The organism is Azospirillum terrae, assembly GCF_053470425.1.
Map to the genome: position 1 here is coordinate 130,197 of NZ_JBPXMR010000003.1, position 22,534 is coordinate 152,730.

Sequence of the window (22,534 nt, forward strand, 5' to 3'; positions counted from 1 at the left end):
CGGGTGCATCATGGCGAGCATGGGGGCAGTGGCTGCGGCAATGGGCATGGGGGCGCCGGTGACCGGCGTGGATACCCACGCCCACGTGTTCCGGCGCGGCCTGCCTCTGGCCGGCGAGCGCCGCTACGCCCCCGGCTACGACGCAAAGCCGGACGCGTATCTGGCGCAGTTGGAGGCGCAGAGACTGTCGCACGGCGTGCTGGTGCAGCCGAGCTTTCTCGGCACCGACAACAGCTATCTGATGGCGGCGCTGCGCCGCTGGCCGCAACGGCTGCGCGGTATCGCGGTGCTCGACCCGGCGGCGCCCAAGGGGCTGCTGCACGCGTTGGACATTGCGGGCGTGGTCGGTATCCGGCTCAACCTGATCGGCCGGCCGGACCCGGCGCTGGACCTCGACCCCTGGCCGCTGTTTCTGCGCCGCGTCGCCGATTTCGGCTGGCAGGTGGAGATCCAGGTGGAAGCGCGGCGTCTGCCGGGCCTGCTTGGTCCGCTGCTGCGCGCCGGGGTCAGCGTCGTGCTCGACCATTTCGGGCGGCCGGACCCGGTTTTGGGCGTCGAGGACCCCGGCTTCCGACATTTGCTGTCGCTGGGGGAGGGCGGGCGCGTCTGGGTGAAGCTGTCGGGCGCTTACCGGAACGGCGACGGAAGCGTGGCGCAGGCGGCGGTGCCGCTGCTGAAGCGGCATCTCGGGGTGGAGCGTCTGGTCTGGGGCAGCGACTGGCCGCACACGCAGTTCGAGGCGGTGTCCAGCCACGCGGCGGCGCGGGCGCAGCTCGACACATGGTTGCCCGACCCGCGGGAGCGTGCGGCCGTGCTGATCGACACGCCGCGCGCGCTGTTCCGGCTGGGAGATGTCAGCCCTCCCCCAGCCCTGCTGGGGGAGGGAGGGACCCAAGCGAAGCTTGGGAGGGTGGGGGCGGCGGCCTGACCGAGAAGCCGTAGCCCCCCTTCCCACTTCGTGGGCCCCTTCCCTCGCCCCGCTGGAAGCGGGGGAGGGAGATAGAGGTTACGCCGCCGGACGGCGGCGCGGGACGCTGTTGCCGCCGCCGTGCTGCGGCGGGCGGCGGTCATGCCGGGCCTGCGGCTTCGGCGCGTTGCTTTGCTTCTTCGGCACCGACGCGTGCAGTTGCGCCACATCAGCCGCGTGGTAGCGGTGGCTGGCGTCGGCCGGGACCGTCTGCCGGATCGTCTTCTCGATGGCCTTCAGGTACGCCACCTCGTCGGCGTCGCAGAACGACAGCGCCATGCCCTCGCAGCCGGCGCGCGCCGTGCGGCCGATGCGGTGGACGTAGCTTTCCGGCTCGTTCGGCAGGTCGAAGTTGATGACGTGCGTCACGCCGTCCACGTCGATGCCGCGCGCCGCGATGTCGGTCGCCACCAGCGCCCGCACGTCGCCCGCGCGGAAGCCATCCAGCGCCTTCTGGCGAGCCGATTGCGACTTGTCGCCGTGGATCGAATCCGCCGAGACGCCGGCCTTCTTCAAATGCTCGGCGACGCGGTCGGCGCCGTGCTTGGTTCGGGCGAAGACGATGGTGCGCATGATGCTGTCGTCGCTCAGCAGCGAGGCCAGCAGGTTGCGCTTGTTGGAACGCTCGACGAACAGCACGCGCTGATCGACGCGCTCCACCGTGGTGGATTGCGGGGCCACCTCGATGCGCTCGTAGTTCTTGAGGATGCTGGCCGCCAGCTTCACCACCGGATCGGGCATGGTGGCGGAGAACAGCAGCGTCTGCCGGTCCTTCGGCAGCTGCGCCGCGATGGTCCGCACGTCGTTGATGAAGCCCATGTCGAGCATGCGGTCGGCCTCGTCCAGCACGAACACCTCGACCTCGTTCAGCACCGCGTGTCGCTGCGCCATTAGGTCGAGCAGGCGGCCGGGCGTCGCCACCAGCACCTCGGTGCCGCGGGCCAGCGCGTGCACCTGCGGCATCTGCCCCACGCCGCCATGCACCACCGTGCAGCGGATAGGCAGATGGCCGCCGTAAGTGTTGAAGCCGTCGCGGATCTGCAAGGCGAGCTCGCGCGTCGGCGTCAGGATCAGCGCGCGCATGGTCTTGCCGGCGTTGCGCTTACGGGTCGCCGACAGGCGCTGGAGGATCGGCAGCGCGAAGGCCGCGGTCTTGCCGGTGCCGGTCTGCGCAAGGCCCAGAACGTCGCGCCCGGCTAGCAGGTGCGGGATGGCCTGCGCCTGGATGGGCGTGGCGGTGTGATAGCCCTCCGCCTCGACGGCGCGCAGAAGGGGCTCGATCAGGCCGAGGTCTTTGAATTCGGTCATGCGGAGGGGAAAACCCTGCTTCCAGGCGCCGCCCCGCACGGGATCGTGGGGGCCTCGATGCCCCTGAAATAGGCCCAACACGCTGCAATGGCAAGGTTTGCAGGGCCAGGGGGGCGCATGGCCCCCCTGTTCAGCAGGGAATCACCCCTTCTTGATGACGCCGCAGGCGATGCGGTCGCCAGAGGCGCCGGCGGGGTCGGTGACGTAGTCGTCGTTCTTCGCGTGGATGATGAACGAGGTGCCGTTCGGGCCGAACAGGCCGTTCGCCGCGCCGTCGGTCATGGTGACGCCGTGCGTCATCGCCTCGAACCGGGCGTGGCCGCGCTCGTCCACGAAGAAGTTCGGCAAATCGCCGGCGTGCGGTTCCTTGCCGGCCAGCCCGTGCTTGACGCCCGCCGGGTTGAAGTGCCCGCCGGCCGCCGCGAAGTCCGGCTCGCACTTGCCGGCGGTGTGGATGTGGATGGCGTGCCAGCCGGGCGGCAGCCCTTCCAGTTCGCCGCGGATGACGACGCCGCCGGGCTGCTGCGTCAGCGTGAGCGTGCCGACGCCCTTGCCCTGCGCGTCCTTGAGGGCGGCGGTGGCGCCCGGCGCGCCCTGCGCCAGGGCGGACCCGGCGCACAGCGCCAACACAGCCGCCGCGGCGGCGGTCGCGAAAAGCTTCATGTTTCCCTCTCCCTTTTCGTTGCGCCGGTCCCGCGCGTGGGGCGGCTTTCCCATTGCAGCGGCAGCAGGGCCATTGCGTCAACGGGCGATTAGGCATAGATGCGGCGTTCTGTCGCGCCAATGCTCAATCGGTGGGCGTAGTGCCGGCATTATGATCGTCGTCTGTTCGAAGCGGGAGGTCGGGAGCGCATGTCGTCACGGCTTGAGGCGGAGTGTCTGAAAAAGGGGTTGAAGATGACCGGCCAGCGCCGCGTCATCTCGCAGGTTCTGTCGGAGGCGGAAGATCACCTCGACGTCGAGGAGGTGCATCGCCGCGCCGTGCGCATCGATTCGCGCATCTCCATCGCCACCGTCTACCGCACCATGCGCCTGCTGGAGGACGCGGATGTGGTGGACAAGGTGGACTTCGGCGACGGCCGCGCCCGCTATGAGGAAAAGCGCGGCATCCACCACGACCATCTGATCGACACCCGCACCGGTCAGGTGATCGAGTTCACCAACCCCGAGCTGGAAGCGATGAAGGAACGCATCGCCCGCGAGCTGGGCTATCGCATCGTCGGCCACCGGCTGGAGATCTACGGCGTGCCGCTGACCGAGGACGAAAAGCGGTAGGCGTCAGCGCGGCTTCGGCATCAGCGTCTCGGGCGCGAAGTCTTCGGGCTTGAGGGGCTTGTCGAAGATCGGTGGCTTCTCGGTGCCGTCCAGGCCGCTCACCACATAGCGCCCGCTGGCGAGGTCATACGTCACCTCGCGCGCCGGCAGCAGGACCGGCACCTGGGGGTGCACGATGGGGTGCGCCTCGGCGTAGCGGGCCAACTCGCCGTCCTGGCCGAAATGGTCGGCCATGAGGATCTGCCAGGAATCCTCGTCGAGATAGTAGACGCGCCGCGGGAAACTGTGGTGCAGGCCGCGCTTCAGCGTCGCTTCGACCACCCAGACCCGGTGCAGTTCATAGCGCAGCAGCGTCGGGTTCGGGTGCGCCGACCAGAACACCTCCTCCACCGTCAGATCGGGCGTGGTCAGGCGCCACGCGTTGTACGGCACGTACATCTCGCGCCGGCCCAGGAGGTGGAAATCGAAGCGGTCGAGCAGGCCGCTGAACATGTCCGTCATGTCGGCGGTGCGCAGGCCGCCGGTCGCCGGGTCGGGCGTGTCGTAGCCGAAGTCGGGCGCCCGCACCGGCAGCGCCTTGTCGCCCGCCGCCTTGTACCACGTGACCGGAGGGCGCTGGAGCGGGTTGAAAATCTGCTGCGTCAGCAGCGTGACGCCCGCCACCTCGGCCGGGCTCAGGCCGGTGCGGCGCCGGTACAGCGCCACCGGGCCGTCCTGCCCGGCGGCGTAGGCCGACAGACGGTCCTCGCGGTAGAGCGCCGGTGCGGAATTGCCGCGCTCGTCCGGGATGGCAATGGCGGCGGTGCGTGTGACCGACTCGCCTTGCCAGCGCAGCAGGTGGTTCCACATCGCCTGCTCGCCGGACGTGGGCACCGGAAACGGGATCCCGACCTTGGCGCCGCTGATCGCCAGACCGTTCTCCGACGCCCTGGCGCGCCCGGCGTTCTCGATGCTGGCGTCGTAGATGCGCTTCGGCGCGACGGCTGTCCGCCGCGTCTGGTACATGGGGATCTCGAAGCTCGCCGGATACTTCTTCAACAGCGCGATCAGGCCGGCGGACAGGCGCGACTTGTAACGCCCGATATCCGCCGCCTTGACGGTGAACCAGCGCGTGTCCTCCAGGAAGGGATCGCGCATGTGCTTGCCGGCGACGTACTCCGGCGGCAGCTCGGCCATGCCGCCGGTCCAGGCCGGGATGGTCTGGTTCCGGTTGGCGGCGCGGATGGCGCCGAACGGCGTCAGCTCCCCCCCGAGAACCGGTTCCGGCGCTGGTGTCGGCACCGGGTCCGCCGCCAGGGCCGGCGCGGCGAGCGCCAGCGCCAGGACGGCGCCGGCCAGGGCACGCGCGAACACAGCGGTGGAAACGGAGGCCATGGGGAATCCCGGAGGTCGGCGGAGGGGCGTCCCGCATTGTGCCGGTTCCGCCGCGCCGCGCAACCGGTCAGTCGTCCTCGCCCGACAGCTCGGCCACCGCGAGGCGCGCGGCGCGCAGCAGAGAGGGGTTGGGATCGGCGACGACACCGTCCTCGTCCACATCGGGCTGCACCCGCTGCTTCAGCTCGCGCGCCGCTTCGACCAGCAGATAGCTCAGCCGCAAATCCGACAGCCCGCGCACCAGCGCGCGCAGCTCCGGGTTGGTCAGCGCCGCCGGGTCGAGCGGTGCGGCAACCTGCGGCGGGGCGGGCACGGGGGCGGGTGGCGGGGGGAACGGCCGGGGGGGCGGGGCAGGCTCCGACACGCGCTCGACCGCCACCGGCTCGGGCGCGGCGCGGGCGCGGCGGGGCTTGCGCCGCGCGGAGGACTCCGTCTCCGGCAGGCTGTCGAACAGAAGGGGTTGGGCGCCGGTGGCCGCGTCCGTGCTCATCGCTCCATCCGCGGGTTGCGAAATGTTCACGGTTCATTCTACTAATCGCGGCCCGTTTGTCGAGCCTCAATCGACGGACAGGCTCCGGGCGAACGCGATCGGCCGCAGGATGCGCGTGCCGCCCACCGCGCGCAGCGCCAGCACCGCCTTGTCCTCGGTGAGCAGCACGTCGGCGTTGCCGGCCAGCGCCACCGCCAGGAACATGTCGTCGTCCGGGTCGCTGCACAGCCGTACCCCCTCGGCGGGCTCGACGCGTTCGGCTTGCGCCTCGACGGCGGCCAGGAAGGCCTCGCGCTCGGCGCGCGGCTTGAGGCGGTCGAAGGTGGGGCGCAGCAGCACCGCGCGCAACTCCGCCAACGTGGCGTCGGACACCAGCAGCACGCCGTCGCGCCGGGCGATCTCGACGCACAGGCGGGTGGGTTCGTAACGCCGAACGCCGCCCTCGGGCAGAAGGGCGGCGCTGACCAGGACATTCGTGTCCAAAACGAAACGGCGGGCGTCGGGCATGACGTCCTATACCGTGTTCACAGAAAGAAATGAACCCGCGGAGTGACAAAAAATGCCCGACCGAAGTATTAGCGTCGGCTTGACCATGACTTTGACAAGGGAACCTCAGGCGTGCGCTTGTGGCGCCGCGCGGGTTGGGGTAGAAGGTCGGGCTTGCGAACCTAAAGGGGTGGCCTGGGCATGACGACCGTTCTCATCGTCGACGACAGCCGGCTTGCGCGGGACATGGTGAGCAGCGTGGTCAAGTCGCTGCACCCCGATTGGACGGTGCTGGTCGCCTCCGGCGGCGAGGAAGCGCTGGCCCTGACCGACGGCAAGACGCCGCACGCGGCCATCCTCGACTACAACATGCCGGTCATGGACGGGCTGGAACTGGCCGGGCGCCTGCGCGAGCGGTTCCCGGCGCTGCCCATGGGCTTCCTCACCGCCAACGTGCAGGACGCCTTGCGCAAGAAGGCCGAGGCGCTGGGCTGCGGCTTCATTCCCAAGCCGATCACCACGGACAAGATCCGCGCCTTCCTCGCCGAGGCCGGGCTGTGAGCGCCGCGCCGCTGCCGCTGGTGCTGGACGAGGCCGACGCCGACGCCATCGCCGAGCTGTTCAACATCGGCATGGGCCAGCCCGCCGCCGCGCTGTCGGAAATGATCGGCGAGGAGGTGCTGCTGTCGGTGCCCGCGCTCACCGTGTCGACGCGCCAGCGCATCGCCGCCGAGGTCGAGCCCGAGCGCGTCTGTGCCGTGCGCGAGACCTTCACCGGCCCCTTCGCCGGCGAGGCGATGCTGATCTTCCCCGAGCAGGGCGGCCTGGCGCTGGTGCGCCGCCTGATCCCCGGCGAGGGCGACACCGCAAGCGCGGACGACCAGGACGCGCTGGCCGAGATCGGCAACATCATCTTGAACGGCTGCCTGGCGAGCTTTTCCAACCTGATCGACGGTGAGGTGTCGGGCAGCGTGCCGGACTACCGCGCCGGCCCGCCCCGCCAGCTCATCGGCGGTGCGGAGGAGCCCGTGCTGTTCGTGCGCATCGCCGTGGCGCTGGCGTCCGGCGACGCCCGCGGGCACGTGCTGTTCCTGCTGGACATCGCGTCGCTCGACGCCTTCCGCGAGGCGATTCGTCAGGCGGTTCAGGGGCTGGGAGAGTAGGGGCACGCGCCCCGACCCAGCCTACGCGGTGTCCTCGTTCCGCCACGCCACCCGCCGGGCTCTTGTCGGGCTGGGCAGGCTTGGGGTGTCGCCCCGTCGCGTCACCAGCAGCGCCGTCAAATCGTCATCGATATGGCCGGTGGCGGCGAGGCGGGGAAGCAGCGTTTCCAGGAAGCGGGCGCCGTCCGGTTCGTGCAGCTGGTCGCGGATCAACCGCGCCAAGCCCGTCTCGTCCAGCACGTCCTCGCCCACCGGGATCTCGATGGCCGCATCGGAGTAGAGGAACAGCCGGCCGCCCGGCGGCAAATCCACCGCACGGGTCTCGTACTCTACGCTCGACAACAGGCCGAGCGGCAGGCCGGAGCTGTCGCCCAGCCGAGGCTCCGCCTCGCCGGGTCCCCAGACCATCGGCCGGGTGGAGCCGGCCGAGGCGTAGAGGAAACGGTTGGACTCCGGATCGATGACGCCGGCCAGCATGGTGGCGAACTGCCCGCTGGGCAGCAGGGCGCACAGGCGCCGGTTGACCGCCGCCAGGAACTCGGCCGGGTCGAAAGCGGCAAAGTCCATGCGCTGGACCAGGGTGTGCAGGCGGAAGGTGTTCAGCGCCGCCCCCACGCCGTGGCCGGAGAAGTCCACCAGATAGACCACCAGCCGGCCCTGGCCGTCGCGCCGGAAGTCCCAGAAGTCACCGCCCAGCTCGGACGAGGGGGCGAAGTGCGCGTCGATGGCGATGCCGGTCGCCGCTTCGCTCTCGGCCAGCCGCTCGGCCGAGGGCATCAGGCGTTCCTGCATCTTGCGGGCGAGGTCCAGCTCCGCCTCGGTGCGGCAGCGGTACATTTGCAGGTCGCTGACCAGCGCGCGGTTCTGCAAATGGATGCGCACGCGCGACAGCAGTTCCATCGCGTTGATCGGCTTGGTGACGTAGTCGGTGGCGCCGGCCGCGAAGGCGCGCGCCCGATCCTCGGCGCGGTTCAGGCTGGACTGCACCAGCACCGGCAAATCCTTCCAGCGCGGGTCGGCGCGCAGCTGGCGGCACATCTCGAACCCGTCCAGGTTCGGCATCATCAGGTCGAGCAGGATGAGGTCGGGCCGGAAACTCTCCATGCGCGCCAGCGCATCGTTGCCGTCCTCAGCCATCTCCACGTGCTTGATGCCGCCGCGCTCCAGCAGCGCCATCAGCAGGTGGCGGTTGACGCGATTGTCGTCGACGATCATCACGCGGGCGTCGTCGCCGGGCATCACCGGCTTCTGGACCATTTGGGGTTCCGTCATGGCGCATCCCCATGGTCCAGCCAGACCAGCGTGTGATCGTCGCCGGGCACCTCGCCCAGCGCCGCCTCCAGCGCCGTGGTCACGGCGACGAAGCGGTCCGGCCCGCCGGCGTCCAGCGCCCGGCGGATCACCGGCTCCAGGCACTCCGGTCCGCAGGGCGCGTTCAGCGCGTCGAGCACGGCGTTGGAATAGAGCATCAGCGTCGATCCGGCGGCGAACGGCAGCTCCCGCGCCTCATAGCGGGTGCCCGCCGTGACGCCCACCGGCAGGCCGGCGGCGTCGCCGAACAGCGCAGCACCCCCCGCCGCGTCCGGCAGCAGCACCATGGGCGCCGTGCCCGCCGCCCCGGCGTAGCGGAAGCGGCCCTGCGCCGCATCGACGACGCCATAAAGCACGGCCGCGTGCTCGCCCAATTCCAGCAGGCGGACGGCGCGGTCGTTCAGCTCGCTCAGGAAGGCGGCGGGATCGTCGCCCAGTTCCGCCAGTTCGTGGATCAGCGTGTGCATGCGGAACGCGTTCAGCGCCGCCGAGACGCCGCGCCCGGCCATGTCCAGCAAAAAGACCCCGAAGCGCCCCTCGGCCAGCCGCAGCACGCCCCACAGATCGCCGCCCATGTCGGAGGACAGCAGCGTGTGCGAACGCACCGTGACGCCCGACGCCTGCTTCAGCCCGTTGCGCAGCGAGGTGGAGGGCAGCAGGTGCTCGTACATCGAGCGCGCCATCGCCATCTCGCCCTCGATCCGCGCGCGGTAGAGTTGGAGGTCGCGGATCAGCACGCGGTTTTCCAGGTGGATGCGCACGCGCGCCAGCAGTTCGGCGCGGTCCAGCGGCTTGGAGACCAGATCGGTGGTTCCGGCGGCGAAGGCCCGGTTGCGGTCGTCGCTGCTCGACAACGCGGTCTGCACCAGCACCGGCAGGTCGGCGTAGGCGTGGTCGGCGCGCAGGCGCCGGCACACCTCGAACCCGTCCATGCCCGGCATCATGATGTCGAGGATCAGCAGGTCCGGCGCGCGCTCGGCGATCTTCTCCAGCGCCTCGAAGCCGTCCTTGGCGTAGCCGACGTTGCGGAAGCCGGCCTCGTCGAGGATGGCGCCGATCAGCGTGCGGTTGAAGTCGGTGTCGTCGACCACCAGGATGTGGCAGTCACAGATGGGCAGGCGGATGTCGGTGCCTGCGGGCTCCGCCGTCACAGCGCGAACCGTATGCGGATGCGCCGGCCGTTATCCAGCAACTCGACCTGCTGGGCGATGGCGGTGATCAGGTCCAACCCGCGGCCGGACGCACCGGCGGCGGCGCCGTCGCGCCCGTGCGGCACGAAGCCCGAGCCCTCGTCCGCGACCTCGACCAGCAGTTCGCCTTCCGGCTTCAGCCAGCAGCTCACCTCGACGCGCCGGGCGGCGTAGGTGGGGTCGGCCATGCGGGCGGCCAGATCGTGCGAGAAGCGGTCGAGCGCGTCGACGCTCAGGCCCTTCATGCCCTGCACCTGAAGGTTGCCATGCACCACCGCGTTGGAGATGGCCTCGTGCAGCACCAGCTCGATGTCGTCGCGCCGGGTCTCGTCGAGCGGGCAGCGGGAGTCGATGGCGTCCACGATCCGTCCGGCAAGGTGCAACTGGTTGGCGGTGGCCGTGGTCAGGCAGGCGTAGAGGTCGGCGTGCGCCGCACGGTCCACCTGCGTGGCGATGGCGTCGTCGTCGAGCGGTGCCGTCTCGATCCATGCGGCGAAAGGCCGCGCCCAATGGACGGGGTCGGAGGCGGTGTCGGTGTCGTTCACCAGCACCACGACGCGCGCGCCGTCGTCGCCCGAAGCGCCCGGCGTCGCCGAGTCCATCGACAGGCCGAGGGCCGCGGCCAGCCGCAGCATGCGCTCGGGCGGAACGCCCAGGCCGTGCAGGGCGGTAACGGGGTGGGACGCCTCGGCCAACGGCCTTATTCCTCGATGACGACGATCTTGTTGAGCTGGGCCACGGTCAGCACACGCTTGACCTGACCGGCGGCGCCGCGCAGCACGAGCTGCTTGTCGACGTTCGCCATCTCCTCGCGAGCGATGAGCAGCATGCCGATGCCGGCCGAATCGACGAACTCCAGCGAACTGAGGTCGAGGACCTGCCGCTTGGCCTTGTTCTGAAGCATTTCGCGGATGAGCGCGCGCAGCTTGGCGTGATCGTTGAACGTGAGGCGGCCCTTCAGCCGGACCACCGCCTCCTGCTCCTTGACGTCGATACCGTAATCCATCGATCCGAAGTCCCTATTGGGTTTTGGGTGCTATTGCGCCAGCCGGTCGCGTGCTTTGGAACACGCGTGCTCAGAACAGCTCGATGTCACCGCCCGAACTGTCGTCTTGCCCCGCATCCACGTCAAGCGCGCCGTGCAGGTCGAGCGCCGTTCCCTCCATCAGCAACTTGCGCACGAATCGCTGGCGCATGTCGCTGAGCCGGAAGCGCTCGAGCAGATGGTCGAGCCATGCCTGCGGCGTCACGCTGTCGGTGCCCGGCGGCAGGTTGCCGCGGGTGCGCGCCTCCAACTCCTCCAGTCCCGCCCCCATGACGTTCAGGCTGTCGCCCACCGCCTCCAGGCGCTGTTTGGTCAAATCCTGGAACTGCATGCCGGTGACCATGTGGCCGATGGTCTGCGACATGCCGTTGGACACGCTGGCCGCCGTCTCCAGCACGACCTGGAAATGGGCGGTCTGCTCGACCAGGCTTTCCATGGTCTTGTCGACGCGCTCCTTGGCGAGCATCTGCGGCGACATGTCGGTGTTGGCGATGTCGCGCAGGATGTCGTGGCCGGTGCGCACGCCGTTGACCACCGCGCCCACCTTGGTGCGCATGCGGTCGGCCAGTTCCGAGGTGGTCTTCGAGAGGTGCCGCACCTCCTGCGCCACCACGGCGAATGTCCGGCCCGCCTCGCCGGCGCGGCTCGCCTCGATGGTGGCGTTCAGTGCCAGGAAGTTGGTCTGCCGGTTGATGGAGTCGATGTCGGCGATCGACTTCTCCAGCTCGGAAACGTCCTTCTGAACATCGTCCAGCAGGTAGACCATACTCATGGCGCGCATGGACAGCTGGACGATGTTCGCGATCATGTCGGCGATCATCTCCTGCATGCCGTTGACCAGCTGGTCCAGCGGCAGGCGCTCGCCGTCGATGTCCACCGAGCCGGCCATGGCGACGATCTGCTCGACGCGCGACGACTGCTCCAGCGCCTTCTCCGCCAGTTCGCGGAAACGATGCGAGAGGTCGAGGGTGGCGTCTTCCACATGGTCGGAGGTGCGCGTCAGTTCGCCCTGGATCGCGTCGAGCGTGCGGCGCTGCACGTCGGCGAAGCCCAGCCACGTCGCCAGCAGGTCCACGTCGACGGTGACGCGCGCCGGATCGGCCGTCAACGGCTCCGAGGACGATGCGGCGGGTGCCGCCGTCTCGGGCCGTGCGTCCAGTGTGGGGCGTTCGCGCCAATCGAAAGCCATGTCCTGCTCCTCAAGTCGTCCGCGCGCGGTCGCCGATGGCGTCGAACGCGCGCAGCATCTCAGCCGGAATCTGTGCCAGCGGCAGTTCGACCGCCACCGCGCCCGCCTCCCGTGCCGCGCGCGGCATGCCATACACCACGCAACTGGATTCCGTCTCGCCGATGGTATAGGCGCCTGCTTGGCGCATGGCGAGCATTCCCGAGGCTCCGTCGCGACCCATGCCGCTTAAAATCACACCCACGGCGTTCGCCCCGGCGCACACTGCCACGGACTGGAACAGCACGTCCACCGACGGGCGGTGCCCGCTCACGGTCGGGCTGTCCTCGATCCGGCAGTGGAACCCCTGGGCGTCCTTGACCACCGCCAGATGGCGGTCGCCGGGGGCGATGTAGACCACGCCCTGCGCCAGACGGGCGCCATGGGTGGCGAGCCGCACGCTGGGCGGCGTCTGCTTGTCGAGCCGGGCGGCGAAGCTCGGCACGTAGCTGGGGCCCATGTGCTGGGTGATGACGATGGGCGGGCAATCGGCGGGCATGACGGACAGCACGTCGCGGATGCGCTCGACCCCGCCGGTGGAGGCGCCGATGGCGATGAAGCGCGTGCCCGATCCGGCGCGCTTCGGCGTCGGCAGGGTGTGTGCGGTGGGGGGCGGGCGGTGCATGGTGAGCCGCGCAGTGGCTGCCACGCGGATCTTCGCCACCAGATCCGCCGCCATACGCTCGAAGCCGTGCCCTTCCGAACCGGCCGGCTTGGCGACGCAGTCGATGGCCCCCAACTCCAGCGCGCGCACCGCGGCGTCCGAGCCCTCCTTGGTCAGGCTGGACACCATGATCACCGGCGTCGGGCGCAGCGTCATGATCTTTTCCAGGAACGACAGGCCGTCCATGCGCGGCATCTCGACGTCCAGCGTGATGACGTCGGGGTTGGTTGTCTTGATCAGCTCGCGCGCCTCGTAGGGGTCGCGGGCGGCCCCGGCCACCTCGATGCCCGGCTCGGCGCCGAGAATCGCGGTCAGCATCTCGCGCATCAGGCTGCTGTCGTCGACCACCACGACGCGGATCGGCCTCGCCATGACGCCTCAGTCCTCCGTGAACAGTTCGACGTCGCCTTCGATGGGCTGCGACTTCAGCGACGACATGAAGTTCAATTCCTGGTTGATCGTGTCCGACAGCGCCTCCGGGCGCAAGAGCTTGCGCATGGCGCGGCCGGAATGCGGGAAATAGTGCACCCGCCGGGCCGAGCCTCCACCGAAGTCCTGCCCGACCAGCTTCAGCCCCTCGCGGCGCACGTAATCCAGGGCGAAGGCGGCGTTCTTGCGCCCGACGTCCAGGCTGGACTCGATGACGCGCGCACCGCCGAACAGCTTCACTTCCAGGCGCGACCGTTTGCCGCCCCGCGCCAGGATCTCGTTGATCAGGCGTTCCATGGCGACGCTGCCGTAGCGCGCGGCGGTGCCGGCGTGGCCGATCTCGGACTCCGGCACGTCGGGCAGCAGGAAATGGTTCATGCCGCCGATCGCCGCCTCCGGGTCGCACACGCAGGCCGCCACGCAGGAGCCCAGCGTGGTCACCATCATCACGTCGGTCTTGTCGCTCACCAGATGGTGGCCCAGGAAGACCTTCAGCGTGTGGGCGCGGAATTGCGGATTGTAGTAGCTGCCGCCATGGCGTCTCTCGGCCGAGCGGCGGCCCGCGTCGATGCTCATGCCTCAGAGCCTCCGATAGATCGTCGGCCCGGCTTGGCGGAAACTGTCCGAGACACCATAGAGGCTTTCCGAATGACCGAGGAACAGGCACCCCTCCGGCGCGAGCAGGCGGGCGAAGCTCTCGATCACATGGGTACGCCCCACCCGGTCGAAGTAGATCAGCACGTTGCGGCAAAAGATCGCGTCGAACGGCCCCTTCATCGGCCAGGGTTCCAGAAGGTTGAGCGGCTTGAAGGTGATGAGCCGTTTCAGCTCGTCCTCCATGACGATCTTCGCCTCGCCGTCCTCGCCGCGCACGCGGCGGGTGAAGCGGTCGCGCAGGTTGGCCGGGATGGTGCCGGCCGCGTCCGCCGCGTAGACCCCGCGCCGGGCCGTCTCGACCATGTTGGTGTCGATGTCGGTGGCGAGGATCCTGGCGTCCCAGCGCTTCAGGTCCGGCATGCTCGCCGCCATCACCATGGCGATGGTGTAGGGTTCCGGCCCCGAAGAGCAGCCGGCCGACCAGATGCGCAGCCGCGGGTGCGATTCGTTCGCCTGCCGGGCGCGCACCTCCGGCAGCACGGTGTCGCGCAGATGGTCGAAATGGTGCGATTCGCGGAAGAAGCTGGTCAGGTTGGTGGTCAGCGCGTTGACCAGGAAGCTCACCTCGCGCGTGCCCTGCTCGCTCTCCAGAAGCGCGCAGTAGGCGTCGAAGTCGCCCAGGCGCAGGTCGCGCAGCCGCCGGGCGAGGCGCGAGTAGACCATCTCCATCTTGTGCGGCTGCAGATGGATGCCGGCCAGTTGGTGGATCATCCGCACGATGATGTCGAAGTGCCGCCGCTCGAACGCGAACTCCCGCCGGTTGGCGGTGGCCGTATGCGGCGTTAAGCCACTCACGCCGCGCGCTCCCGCATCTTGGCCCGCACTTCGGCCGCCAGCTTGTCCAGCAGGTCGAGCACGCCGTGCGAGATCTGCTCCAGCTCATTGAGCGCCGCGCGCGCCGCGGCCGTGTCGCCGGCCTCGTGCGCCCGCAACGCGCGCTTGCCGGCGGCGTGGAAGCGGGCGTGCGGCTCGGCCAGATCGGCGTAGAAGCGGCTGCCGCGCACGGTGGCGTCGCTCACCGTGTCGTACCACTTGCCGAGCCGGCAGCCGTGATGGTCGGCCAGCTTGTCGGCGGTGGCGTCGCCGTTCCCCTCGATGGTCTTTTTAACGTTGGCCAGGAAGGTCACGTGGTCGATCTTGGTGTTCTCGATGAGCTGCACGTGGCGCGACAGCCCGGCCCCGCGCCCGGCCGCCGAGGCGGCGTCCAGCGCGAAGAAGGCCATCTGCTGGCGCAGGTTCCCGGCCTGCTCCTCCAGCGAGCGGGCGGCGGCGGCGCTCTCCTCGACCAGCGCCGCGTTCTTCTGCGTCATCTCGTCCATCTGCGCCACGGCGTTGTTCACCTCGTCCAGGCCGGAGGCCTGCTCGGAGGTGGCGCGGGCGATCTCCGACACCAGATTGGCGACGCGGCTGATGCCGGCGACGATGTCCGACAGGGTCGAGCCGGCCGAGCGCACCAGTTCCACGCCGTCGTGCACCTGAGTCCCCGAGTGCAGGATCAGCGTCTTGATCTCCTTGGACGCCTGGGCGGAGCGCTGGGCGAGGTTGCGCACCTCCTGCGCCACCACGGCGAAGCCGCGGCCGGCGTCGCCGGCCCGTGCCGCCTCCACCGCGGCGTTGAGCGCCAAGAGGTTGGTCTGGAAGGCGATCTCGTCGATGACGCCGATGATGTCGCTGATCTTGCGCGAGGATTCCTCGATGCGGCGCATGGCTTCGACGGCGTTGCCCGCCACCTGCGCGCCCTTCTCGGCCGATGCCCGCGCCTCGGTGGCGAAGCTGTTGACCTGCTGGGCGTTGTCGGCGTTGGAGCGCACGGTGGCGGCGAGCTGTTCCATGCTGGCCGCGGTCTCCTCCAGGTTGGAGGCCTGCTGCTCGGTGCGCTCCGACAGGTCGAGGCTGCCGTCGGCGACTTCGCGGCTGGACTGCCCGATGGACTCCGACGCCGCGTTGATGCGCTTGACGATTTCCGACAGCTTCTCGCCGGTGGCGTTGAAGTCCTCCTTCAGGCGGTGGAAAACCCCCTCGTACGGCTTGTCGATGCGCCGCGACAGGTCGCCCTGCGACAGCGACTCCAGCGACGAGGCCAGTTCGTCCGCCACCCCGGCGACGTTCTCGGCCAGCCGGTTGATGCCCTCGCTGACCAGCTTGAAGAAGCCCGCCTTGCCGGCCATGTCGATGCGCCGCGAGAAGTCGCCGCGCACCGCCGACGCCACGATGGTGGCGATCTCCGCCTCGATGGCCAGTTCGTCGGTCTTGTCCTTCCACTCGATCACCGCGCCCATGCGGTCGCCGTGGCGGCCGACGACGGGGTTGACGGTGATGAAGAAGGTGCGCCGTCCGATCTTCGCGGTGGCGCGGTGCGCGCCGGTCAACCCGTCGAGCAGGCGGCGCGTGCCCTGCGCGTCCTTGTGAAACTGGTCGATGCTCTGGCCGACGAGGGCGTTCGCCTCGAATCCGGGGAAGCTCTTGCGGATGTCCGCCTCGGCCACCGTGAACATCTCCACGAGCGAGGCGTTGGCGTAGGTGATGATGCCCTGGGTGTCCGCCATCATGATGTTGGCCGACACGCGGTCGAGCGCGATGCGCGAGCGCAGCGCCCCCACCGACTCGTCCTTGAACGCCGCCACGGCGCGCGCCATGTCGCCCAACTCGTCGCGGTCGCCGGTGTGCGGCACGCTGACGTTCAGATGGCCGTCGGTGAGGTCGGTCATCACCGTCTTGATGCCGGTGACCGGCCGCATGATCGAGCCGGCGATCACCTTGGCCGCACCGATGCCCAGCAGCAGCGACGAGCCGGCGATCACCAGCGTCAGGATCAGGCTGAAGCGCGCGTCGGCCTCGGCGGCGGCGCCCACCACGTCCTCGTCGGCGTGGGCGGCGTGCACGATGGTCTCCGCCGCTTCGGCGGCGCGCTTGCCGACCTTGACCATCACGTCGTCGCGGTAGCGGGCGACCTCCGCGAGCAGGCCGGTGGTCTCCCGGAAGTTCGCCTCGTAGGACGGAAGCGTCTGGTCGATTTCGCGCAGCTTGCCTTGCAGATCCGGTGCCTTGGTGGTGGCCGCGGCCTCGCGGGCGAGGGCGCTCATGCGCCGGGCGTTGTCGTCGAAGACTTTCAAGGACGCGGTGTCGCCCGAGCCCAGCACGCGGCTGGCGGCGAAACGGACCAGCACCCAATGGTTGAGCGCCCGGCTGTTCAGCAGGGCGAGATCCTTGTCGCCGGCCGCTTCAGCGGCCTGGGTCACCTGCTCGAACAGCTCGGTCATGCGCCGGCCGGCGGGCACCATGCGTTCGGTCTGCAGCTTGTCGCTTTGCTCGCGCATCTGGCGGACGCGCTCGAACTCGGTGAGGTATTCGGCGTTCGCCTTGGCGAAAGTGTCGAACCTCTCGGCGTAGCCGGAGGTGCGGATCAGCTCCTGATTGTCGGCCAGCTTGCGGTCCATGCCGGCGCGCGCCTCGCGCAGGCGGCCGACGAAGGCCTGATCGCCGGAATAGAGGTAGTTGCGCGCCTCGATGCGGAGGTTCGCGATCCCCGTTTCGAGATCCTTGGCGAGCGTCGACAGGTCGGACGAGCGCATCAGCGTTTCGACGTTGGCGCCGCCGCGCGACACGTTGACCAGCGCCAGGGCGGCCTGCGCGATGATCAGCGCCAACAGAAGCCCGAAGGCAAGCCACAGCCGCCGCGAGATGCCCATGTTCGAAACGAACCCGCCGACCCCGTGCGCCATGCCCAGCCCTCTCGATCTTTTGGTTTCTTCTTAAGCCCCTCTCCCTTGAGGGGAGAGGGGTTGGGGTGAGGGTGGCGCTGGCACAGCCGGCCGGAAACTTATCTTCCGCCCTGCCGGGCAGTAACGACCCCTCATCCCAACCCTTCTCCCCCTTGGGGGAGAAGGGCTTTTGCCTAGTGCGCCTCCAGCGCCTTAGCGCCGCCCGCTTCGCCGTCCGCCATCGTCTCCACGCCGAACAGGCGCTCGACGCTCAGCAGGGTCACCATGCGCTGGTCGGCGGTGTAGAGCCCGCTCAGGTACTCGGCGTCGATCAGGCCGGCGTCCACGTCGGGCGGCGGCTTGATGTCGGCGTTGCCGATGGCGAGGATGTCGGAGATGGCGTCCACCAGGATGCCGCGCGTGCGCTCGCCGACCTGGATCACCACCACCACGTGGCGCGGCGTCACCTCGGTCTGGCCGCCGCCGAAGCGGGCGCGCAGGTCGAAGATCGGGATGATGATGCCGCGCAGGTTGATGACGCCGCGCACGAAGTCCGGCAGGTTCGGCAGCCGGCTTTCCTGCGTCCAGCCGCGGATCTCGCGCACCGACAGGATGTTTACGCCGTATTCCTCGGTGCCGACCGTGAAGGTGACATACTGCTCCTCGTGGGCGTTGGCGGCGACGGCGTCCATGCGGGCGCCGACGGGGGCAAGCGCGGTCGAAGTGCTCATCATTGGCCTCAAACCGTTTCGAGTTCGGGGGCGGGCAGCGCGGCCATCGGCCGGGCGGCTCCGGAGGAGTCGACGTGCTTGCTCATTTCGCGCAAGCCCGCCACGTCGAGGATCAGGGCGACGCGTCCGTCGCCCAGGATGGTGGCCGCCGCCACGCCGTCGAGATGGCGGAAGTTGGCTTCGAGACTCTTGATGACGACCTGCTGCTGGCCCAGCACCTCGTCCACCACCAGGCCGATGCGCGAGCCGTCCTCGGTCTCCACCAGCACCACCAGCGCCTTGGTGGCGTCGGTGGCGGCGTCCGGGATGCCGAAGAGCTGGTGGAGATGGACGAGCCGCACATACTCGCCGCGCGCCATCATCACCTCGCACTTGCCGACCAGCCCGTGCAGATCCTCGGGCTTGGGCCGCAGGCTCTCGACGATGTTGGTGAGCGGCAGCACGAAGCGCTCCGCCCCCACCGAGATCACCATGCCGTCGAGCACCGCCAGCGTCAGCGGCAGCGACAGCACGAAGCGCGAGCCCTCGCCCGGCGTCGAGTAGACGCCGATGCGCCCGCCCAAGCTGGAGATGTTGCGGCGGACCACGTCCATGCCGACGCCGCGGCCGGAGATGTTGGACACCTTGTCGGCGGTCGAGAAGCCGGGCAGGAAGATCAGGTTGTCGATCTCCTCGTCCGACAAATTGGCGCCGGCCGGCACCATCCCCTTCTCGATGGCCTTGGACAGCACCCGCGCGCGGTTGATGCCGCGGCCATCGTCCGACACCTCGATGACGATGCGGCCTGAGCGGTGCTGGGCCGACAGCTGCACCGTGCCCTGGCGCGGCTTGCCGACGCGCTCGCGCTCGTCCGGCGTTTCCAGGCCGTGGTCGATGGAGTTGCGGATCATGTGGGTCAGCGGATCGACGAGGTTCTCGACCACCGTCTTGTCCACCTCGGTCGCCTCGCCGGCGGTGACCAGCGCCACCTCCTTGCCGGTCTCCGTCGCCAGCTCGCGCACGAGGCGCGGCATGCGGCTGAACACGCTGGACACCGGCTGGGCGCGGATCGACATGACGCTTTCGCGCAGCTCGCGGGTGTGCTGGGCCAGCTGTTCCAGCCCTTCCAGCAGCTCCTGGAACTCGCCGGGGGGCAGCTCGCGCACGTGCTCGGCGATCATCGCCTGGGTGATGACCATCTCGCCGACCATGTTGACCAGCCGGTCGATCTTGTCGAGGTCGACGCGGATCGTGTGGCTGGTCAGCCCGGCGTGCTCGCCGCCGGCCGCCTTCTTCGCGGCAGCGGCAGCGGCGGGCGGCGGGGCGGGGGCCGCGACGGGAACCGGGTCGGTCGCGGCGGCGGCGGGCGGCGGCTCCTCCGCCTTGGGCGCGGCGGTCACCGCGGGCGGCGGGGCCTCGGCCGAGATGCGGATGTCGCACTCGTCGGCGACGAACTCGAACACGTCGTCGATCTTGGCGCGGTCCACGTCCGCGTCGGCGATCAGCGTCACCGTCCAGGACAGGTGCAACAGCTCGGCTTCGAGGTTCCCCAGCGTTGGCAGCTGGTCCTGGTGGCAGACGATCTCCGCCTCGCCCAGGCGCTTCAGTGCGCGCAGCATGAAGGTCGGCTCGTTGCCGGACATCAGCAGCTCGGCCTTGGGCCGGAACACGATGGTCCAGCGCACCTTGCCCTCGGGGACGGGCGGCGCGCCTTCCGCCGCGCGGGCGGCCCGGATGGCGGCCATGGCGTCGCCATAGATGCCCGCCTGATCGTCCTCATCGTCGGGGTAGCTGGCCACGGGGGCCGGGGCCGGTTCCGGCGCCGCCTCCGCCGCGTGGGGGGCGTCGCCACTGAGGAAGCGGCGCAGCTTGGCGACCACCGCGTCGGTGGTGCCGGCCGGTGCCGGCGTGCCCTCGCGGGCGTAGGCCAGCATCTGGCCCAGCACGTCGTTGGCGCGGATCAGCGTGTCCACCAGCTCGGTCGTCACGGCGATGGCGGTGTTGCGCACGCCGTCCATGACCGTCTCGAACTCGTGCGCGAAGGCCACCAGCTCGTTGAAGCCGAAGGCGCCGCCGCCGCCCTTGATGGAGTGCACGGCGCGGAAGATGGCGTTCACCTCGTCCACGTCGAAGGTGCCCGGCGTCAGGTTCAGAAGCCCGGATTCGGCGACCGCGAGCAGTTCGGCGCTCTCGTCGAAGTAGGTTTGTTTGAAGCGGCTCAGGTCTTCCACGGGCTTTAGTCCTTTCCCCAGGCGCGCGACGTCAACCGCAGACCTTCTGGACCACGGAGATCAGCTTTTCCGGGTTGAACGGCTTGACGATCCAGCCGGTGGCGCCGGCCGAGCGGCCTTCCGACTTCTTGCTCTCGTCCGACTCGGTGGTCAGCATGAGGATCGGCAGCGTGCGGTGCGCCGGGGTGGCGCGCAGCCGGCGGATCAGCGTCAGCCCGTCCATCACCGGCATGTTCAGGTCGGTGATGACCAGATCGACCTTGGTGGTGGCGATCAGGTTCAGCGCCTGCTGCCCATCGGCGGCCTCGACCACGTCGTAGCCCGCACCCTTCAGCGTGAAGGTCACCATGTCGCGCATGGTGCGCGAATCGTCGACGCTCATAACCTTTTTCTTCACGACCGGCTCCACTGCTTCAGCCACGCGGACAGGCCGAGGTCGTCGCACGCCTCGGCCAGCACCTCGGAGGGCTGGGCGATGATGAATGTCTGTCCAGCGTCCACCGCCTGGCGCGACGCCGCCAGCAGCGCCTGGACGCAGGCGGTGCTGATTCGCTCCACCGCGTCGGCCTGGACCAGCACGTCGGTGGACGTGCCGAACCCGTGCCGCAGGCTGTCCACCAGCGGTTGCGCCATGGCGAGGTCGAGGTCGCTGGGCAGCCCCAGGCGCACCTGACCGGCCTCCTCGCTCCATTTGATCAGCGTCACGGCAACCCCCATTGGCGCCCCGGCGAAGCGTCCGTCACACCGCACGTCGCGGCGACGGGACGGCAGCGCCATGCCCGGCATTCGCGCAAAACCTGCCAGAGCACGGATAAGGATTCGTTAAGGAGGGGTGCCCAAGGCAAGGGTTTCCGCCACCCCTGCGGCAATCTGGCTGAGTTCGATCGGTGACAAGGTGCGCCTCAGGCGCCGATGCTTTCCCTGGGCCGGAAGCGAAGCGCGCTCCAGGTGTCGTCCACGGCGACGGCGGCGACCGCGTCGAAGCCGAACGGCTCCATCGCCTGCAACAGGGTTTCGCGGGGCAAGCCGCCGGTCTTTTCAGGGAAGGCGATCCACAGCACGCCGTCGTACGCCACTTCGCTGACCACGACGGTGGCGAAGGCGTCCAGCGCGGCGCGGTCCTTGACGAAGACCATCAGCCACCCGGCCGGCTCGGCGCCGCTTTCGTTGACGTGCACGCCGTCCGGCAGCCGCTCGAACAGCGGCTTGAGAGCTTTCGGCACGTTGAGCAGCCGGGCGCGCACGCCGGGTGCCAGCAGCAGCTTTTCGGGGAGGGTGTCGGACATGGGGCGGGTCCACGCGTGGTGTCGCGTGGGGAGTGTAGCACGCCTTGTGTGGATGCAATGCGCGTCGGAAGCCCGGCTGATGGATACGTCCACCTCTTCCCACTTTAACCCCGCGCCTTGCTGGGCTATGTGAAGGACCATGAATTCATACGTGCGTCTCCTCACCGAAGCCGGGCCGCTGGGGGCCTTCTTCTTCGCCAACGCCAAGTTCGGCATCATGACCGGCACCGCCGTGTTCATGGTGGCGATCGTGGCGGCGCTGCTGGTGTCCTGGCATTTCGAGCGGCGGGTGCCGATCATGCCCGTCATCGGCGCCGGGTTCGTGCTGGTGTTCGGCGGGCTGACGCTGTGGCTGAACGACGATCTGTTCATCAAGATCAAGCCCACCCTGGTCAATCTGCTGCTCGCCACCGTGCTGTTCGTCGCCCACGCCATGCGCCGCAACGTGATGAAGCACGTGCTGGGCACGGTGCTGAACCTCGACGACGAGGGGTGGCGGACGCTGGCGCTGCGCTGGGCGTGGTTCTTCCTGCTGCTGGCCGGGCTGAACGAGGTGGTGTGGCGCACGCTGTCCACCGACGACTGGGTGAACTTCAAGGTGTTCGGCATCATGCCGCTGACGCTGCTGTTCAGCGTGCTCCAGACGCCGTTCATCATGCGTCATCAGGCCGCTGCCGAGCCGCCCGGCGACGAGGCCGCGGCGCCCCCCGTGCGGGAGGTTTGAGCCATGGGAAGCTTCAGCGCCTTTCACTGGATCGTCGTCCTGCTGGTGATCCTCATCCTGTTCGGCGCCGGCAAGCTGCCGCAGGTGATGGGCGATCTCGCCAAGGGCGTGAAGGCCTTCAAGGCCGGCATGAAGGACGATGCGGAGGCCGACAAGCCCGCTCCGCCGCCCGCGGCCACCGCCCAGCGGGCTGAGCCGCCGGCCGAACCGCCGCGCCCGAGCTGAAAAGTCATTCGTTTCTCACGACCGCATGGCGCATCGCGGTTTGAAGGCCCGCAGAAATGCTGTAGAACGGGTG

The 22,534-nt window shown here is 69.3% G+C and carries 25 protein-coding genes; 6 read left to right on the forward strand and 19 right to left on the reverse strand.

Going from position 1 to position 22,534, the window contains the following annotated elements:
• Positions 1–10 precede the first annotated feature (10 nt).
• Positions 11–928 (forward strand): amidohydrolase family protein, encoded by a 918-nt coding sequence (locus ACSVDD_RS10485; protein WP_448189290.1) that lies wholly within the window; start codon positions 11–13, stop codon positions 926–928.
• Between the two features lie 78 nt (positions 929–1,006).
• Here ACSVDD_RS10485 and ACSVDD_RS10490 read toward each other — a convergent pair whose 3' ends face one another.
• Positions 1,007–2,275 carry a DEAD/DEAH box helicase gene (locus ACSVDD_RS10490; protein WP_448189291.1) on the reverse strand — a complete coding sequence of 423 codons (1,269 nt, stop codon included), beginning with the start codon at positions 2,273–2,275 and terminating at the stop codon, positions 1,007–1,009.
• Between the two features lie 141 nt (positions 2,276–2,416).
• A complete protein-coding gene (locus ACSVDD_RS10495; protein ID WP_448189292.1) occupies positions 2,417–2,938 on the reverse strand; it encodes a superoxide dismutase family protein in 522 nt (173 codons plus the stop codon).
• Between the two features lie 189 nt (positions 2,939–3,127).
• Between ACSVDD_RS10495 and ACSVDD_RS10500 the strand changes: the two genes are divergently transcribed.
• The gene (locus tag ACSVDD_RS10500) at positions 3,128–3,550 is read left to right on the forward strand and encodes a Fur family transcriptional regulator (protein WP_448189293.1); all 423 of its coding nucleotides are present in this window, start codon (positions 3,128–3,130) and stop codon (positions 3,548–3,550) included.
• A 3-nt stretch (positions 3,551–3,553) separates the two neighbouring features.
• On the opposite strand, the gene ACSVDD_RS10505 is transcribed toward ACSVDD_RS10500, so the two are convergent.
• The 3 genes from ACSVDD_RS10505 to ACSVDD_RS10515 all read right to left on the reverse strand — a co-directional run bounded on the left by ACSVDD_RS10505 (position 3,554) and on the right by ACSVDD_RS10515 (position 5,921).
• Complete coding sequence (locus ACSVDD_RS10505; protein ID WP_448189294.1) at positions 3,554–4,924, reverse strand: DUF1329 domain-containing protein; 1,371 nt, start codon at positions 4,922–4,924, stop codon at positions 3,554–3,556.
• Between the two features lie 67 nt (positions 4,925–4,991).
• Positions 4,992–5,414 (reverse strand): hypothetical protein, encoded by a 423-nt coding sequence (locus ACSVDD_RS10510; RefSeq protein WP_448189295.1) that lies wholly within the window; start codon positions 5,412–5,414, stop codon positions 4,992–4,994.
• A gap of 66 nt (positions 5,415–5,480) precedes the next feature.
• Positions 5,481–5,921: a putative toxin-antitoxin system toxin component, PIN family gene (locus ACSVDD_RS10515; protein WP_448189296.1), complete on the reverse strand. Its 441-nt coding sequence runs from the start codon at positions 5,919–5,921 to the stop codon at positions 5,481–5,483.
• 180 nt (positions 5,922–6,101) lie between these two features.
• On the opposite strand from ACSVDD_RS10515, the gene ACSVDD_RS10520 reads away from it, so the two are divergent.
• Together ACSVDD_RS10520 and ACSVDD_RS10525 are read left to right on the forward strand one after the other, a co-directional pair.
• On the forward strand, positions 6,102–6,461 hold the full coding sequence (locus ACSVDD_RS10520; protein ID WP_448189297.1) for a response regulator: 360 nt from the start codon (positions 6,102–6,104) through the stop codon (positions 6,459–6,461).
• Entirely contained in the window at positions 6,458–7,063 is a 606-nt protein-coding gene (locus ACSVDD_RS10525; RefSeq protein WP_448189298.1) for a chemotaxis protein CheX, read from the forward strand. Before ACSVDD_RS10520 ends, ACSVDD_RS10525 begins: the two co-directional genes overlap by 4 nt.
• A gap of 21 nt (positions 7,064–7,084) precedes the next feature.
• Here ACSVDD_RS10525 and ACSVDD_RS10530 read toward each other — a convergent pair whose 3' ends face one another.
• The 14 genes from ACSVDD_RS10530 to ACSVDD_RS10595 form a co-directional block, all read right to left on the reverse strand.
• Complete coding sequence (locus ACSVDD_RS10530) at positions 7,085–8,335, reverse strand: PP2C family protein-serine/threonine phosphatase (RefSeq protein ID WP_448189299.1); 1,251 nt, start codon at positions 8,333–8,335, stop codon at positions 7,085–7,087.
• On the reverse strand, positions 8,332–9,525 hold the full coding sequence (locus tag ACSVDD_RS10535; RefSeq protein ID WP_448189300.1) for a response regulator: 1,194 nt from the start codon (positions 9,523–9,525) through the stop codon (positions 8,332–8,334). The genes ACSVDD_RS10530 and ACSVDD_RS10535 overlap by 4 nt, the downstream gene beginning before the upstream one ends.
• Positions 9,522–10,259, reverse strand: coding sequence for an ATP-binding protein (locus ACSVDD_RS10540; protein ID WP_448189301.1), 738 nt, complete (start codon positions 10,257–10,259; stop codon positions 9,522–9,524). Before ACSVDD_RS10540 ends, ACSVDD_RS10535 begins: the two co-directional genes overlap by 4 nt.
• Before the next feature lie 5 nt (positions 10,260–10,264).
• Positions 10,265–10,570: an STAS domain-containing protein gene (locus ACSVDD_RS10545; RefSeq protein ID WP_448189302.1), complete on the reverse strand. Its 306-nt coding sequence runs from the start codon at positions 10,568–10,570 to the stop codon at positions 10,265–10,267.
• A gap of 70 nt (positions 10,571–10,640) precedes the next feature.
• Positions 10,641–11,798, reverse strand: a complete 1,158-nt coding sequence (locus ACSVDD_RS10550) for a methyl-accepting chemotaxis protein (RefSeq protein ID WP_448189303.1) — start codon at positions 11,796–11,798, stop codon at positions 10,641–10,643.
• Positions 11,799–11,808: 10 nt separating this feature from the next.
• Positions 11,809–12,870, reverse strand: coding sequence for a protein-glutamate methylesterase/protein-glutamine glutaminase (locus ACSVDD_RS10555; protein WP_448189304.1), 1,062 nt, complete (start codon positions 12,868–12,870; stop codon positions 11,809–11,811).
• Positions 12,871–12,876: 6 nt separating this feature from the next.
• The gene (locus ACSVDD_RS10560; RefSeq protein ID WP_448189305.1) at positions 12,877–13,503 is read right to left on the reverse strand and encodes a chemotaxis protein; all 627 of its coding nucleotides are present in this window, start codon (positions 13,501–13,503) and stop codon (positions 12,877–12,879) included.
• A gap of 3 nt (positions 13,504–13,506) precedes the next feature.
• On the reverse strand, positions 13,507–14,379 hold the full coding sequence (locus ACSVDD_RS10565; protein ID WP_448189306.1) for a CheR family methyltransferase: 873 nt from the start codon (positions 14,377–14,379) through the stop codon (positions 13,507–13,509).
• Positions 14,376–17,306, reverse strand: a complete 2,931-nt coding sequence (locus tag ACSVDD_RS10570; protein WP_448189307.1) for a methyl-accepting chemotaxis protein — start codon at positions 17,304–17,306, stop codon at positions 14,376–14,378. Before ACSVDD_RS10570 ends, ACSVDD_RS10565 begins: the two co-directional genes overlap by 4 nt.
• A gap of 173 nt (positions 17,307–17,479) precedes the next feature.
• Positions 17,480–18,016, reverse strand: a complete 537-nt coding sequence (locus ACSVDD_RS10575; protein WP_448189308.1) for a chemotaxis protein CheW — start codon at positions 18,014–18,016, stop codon at positions 17,480–17,482.
• Between the two features lie 8 nt (positions 18,017–18,024).
• The gene (locus ACSVDD_RS10580) at positions 18,025–20,226 is read right to left on the reverse strand and encodes a chemotaxis protein CheA (RefSeq protein ID WP_448189309.1); all 2,202 of its coding nucleotides are present in this window, start codon (positions 20,224–20,226) and stop codon (positions 18,025–18,027) included.
• Between the two features lie 31 nt (positions 20,227–20,257).
• Positions 20,258–20,623, reverse strand: coding sequence for a response regulator (locus tag ACSVDD_RS10585; RefSeq protein WP_448189310.1), 366 nt, complete (start codon positions 20,621–20,623; stop codon positions 20,258–20,260).
• On the reverse strand, positions 20,620–21,003 hold the full coding sequence (locus ACSVDD_RS10590) for an STAS domain-containing protein (protein ID WP_448189311.1): 384 nt from the start codon (positions 21,001–21,003) through the stop codon (positions 20,620–20,622). Before ACSVDD_RS10590 ends, ACSVDD_RS10585 begins: the two co-directional genes overlap by 4 nt.
• 125 nt (positions 21,004–21,128) lie before the next feature.
• A complete protein-coding gene (locus ACSVDD_RS10595) occupies positions 21,129–21,512 on the reverse strand; it encodes a hypothetical protein (RefSeq protein WP_448189312.1) in 384 nt (127 codons plus the stop codon).
• A gap of 139 nt (positions 21,513–21,651) precedes the next feature.
• On the opposite strand from ACSVDD_RS10595, the gene ACSVDD_RS10600 reads away from it, so the two are divergent.
• Together ACSVDD_RS10600 and ACSVDD_RS10605 are read left to right on the forward strand one after the other, a co-directional pair.
• Positions 21,652–22,236 carry a septation protein A gene (locus ACSVDD_RS10600; protein WP_448189313.1) on the forward strand — a complete coding sequence of 195 codons (585 nt, stop codon included), beginning with the start codon at positions 21,652–21,654 and terminating at the stop codon, positions 22,234–22,236.
• 3 nt (positions 22,237–22,239) lie between these two features.
• Complete coding sequence (locus tag ACSVDD_RS10605; RefSeq protein WP_448189314.1) at positions 22,240–22,461, forward strand: twin-arginine translocase TatA/TatE family subunit; 222 nt, start codon at positions 22,240–22,242, stop codon at positions 22,459–22,461.
• The last annotated feature ends 73 nt before the right edge of the window (positions 22,462–22,534 follow it).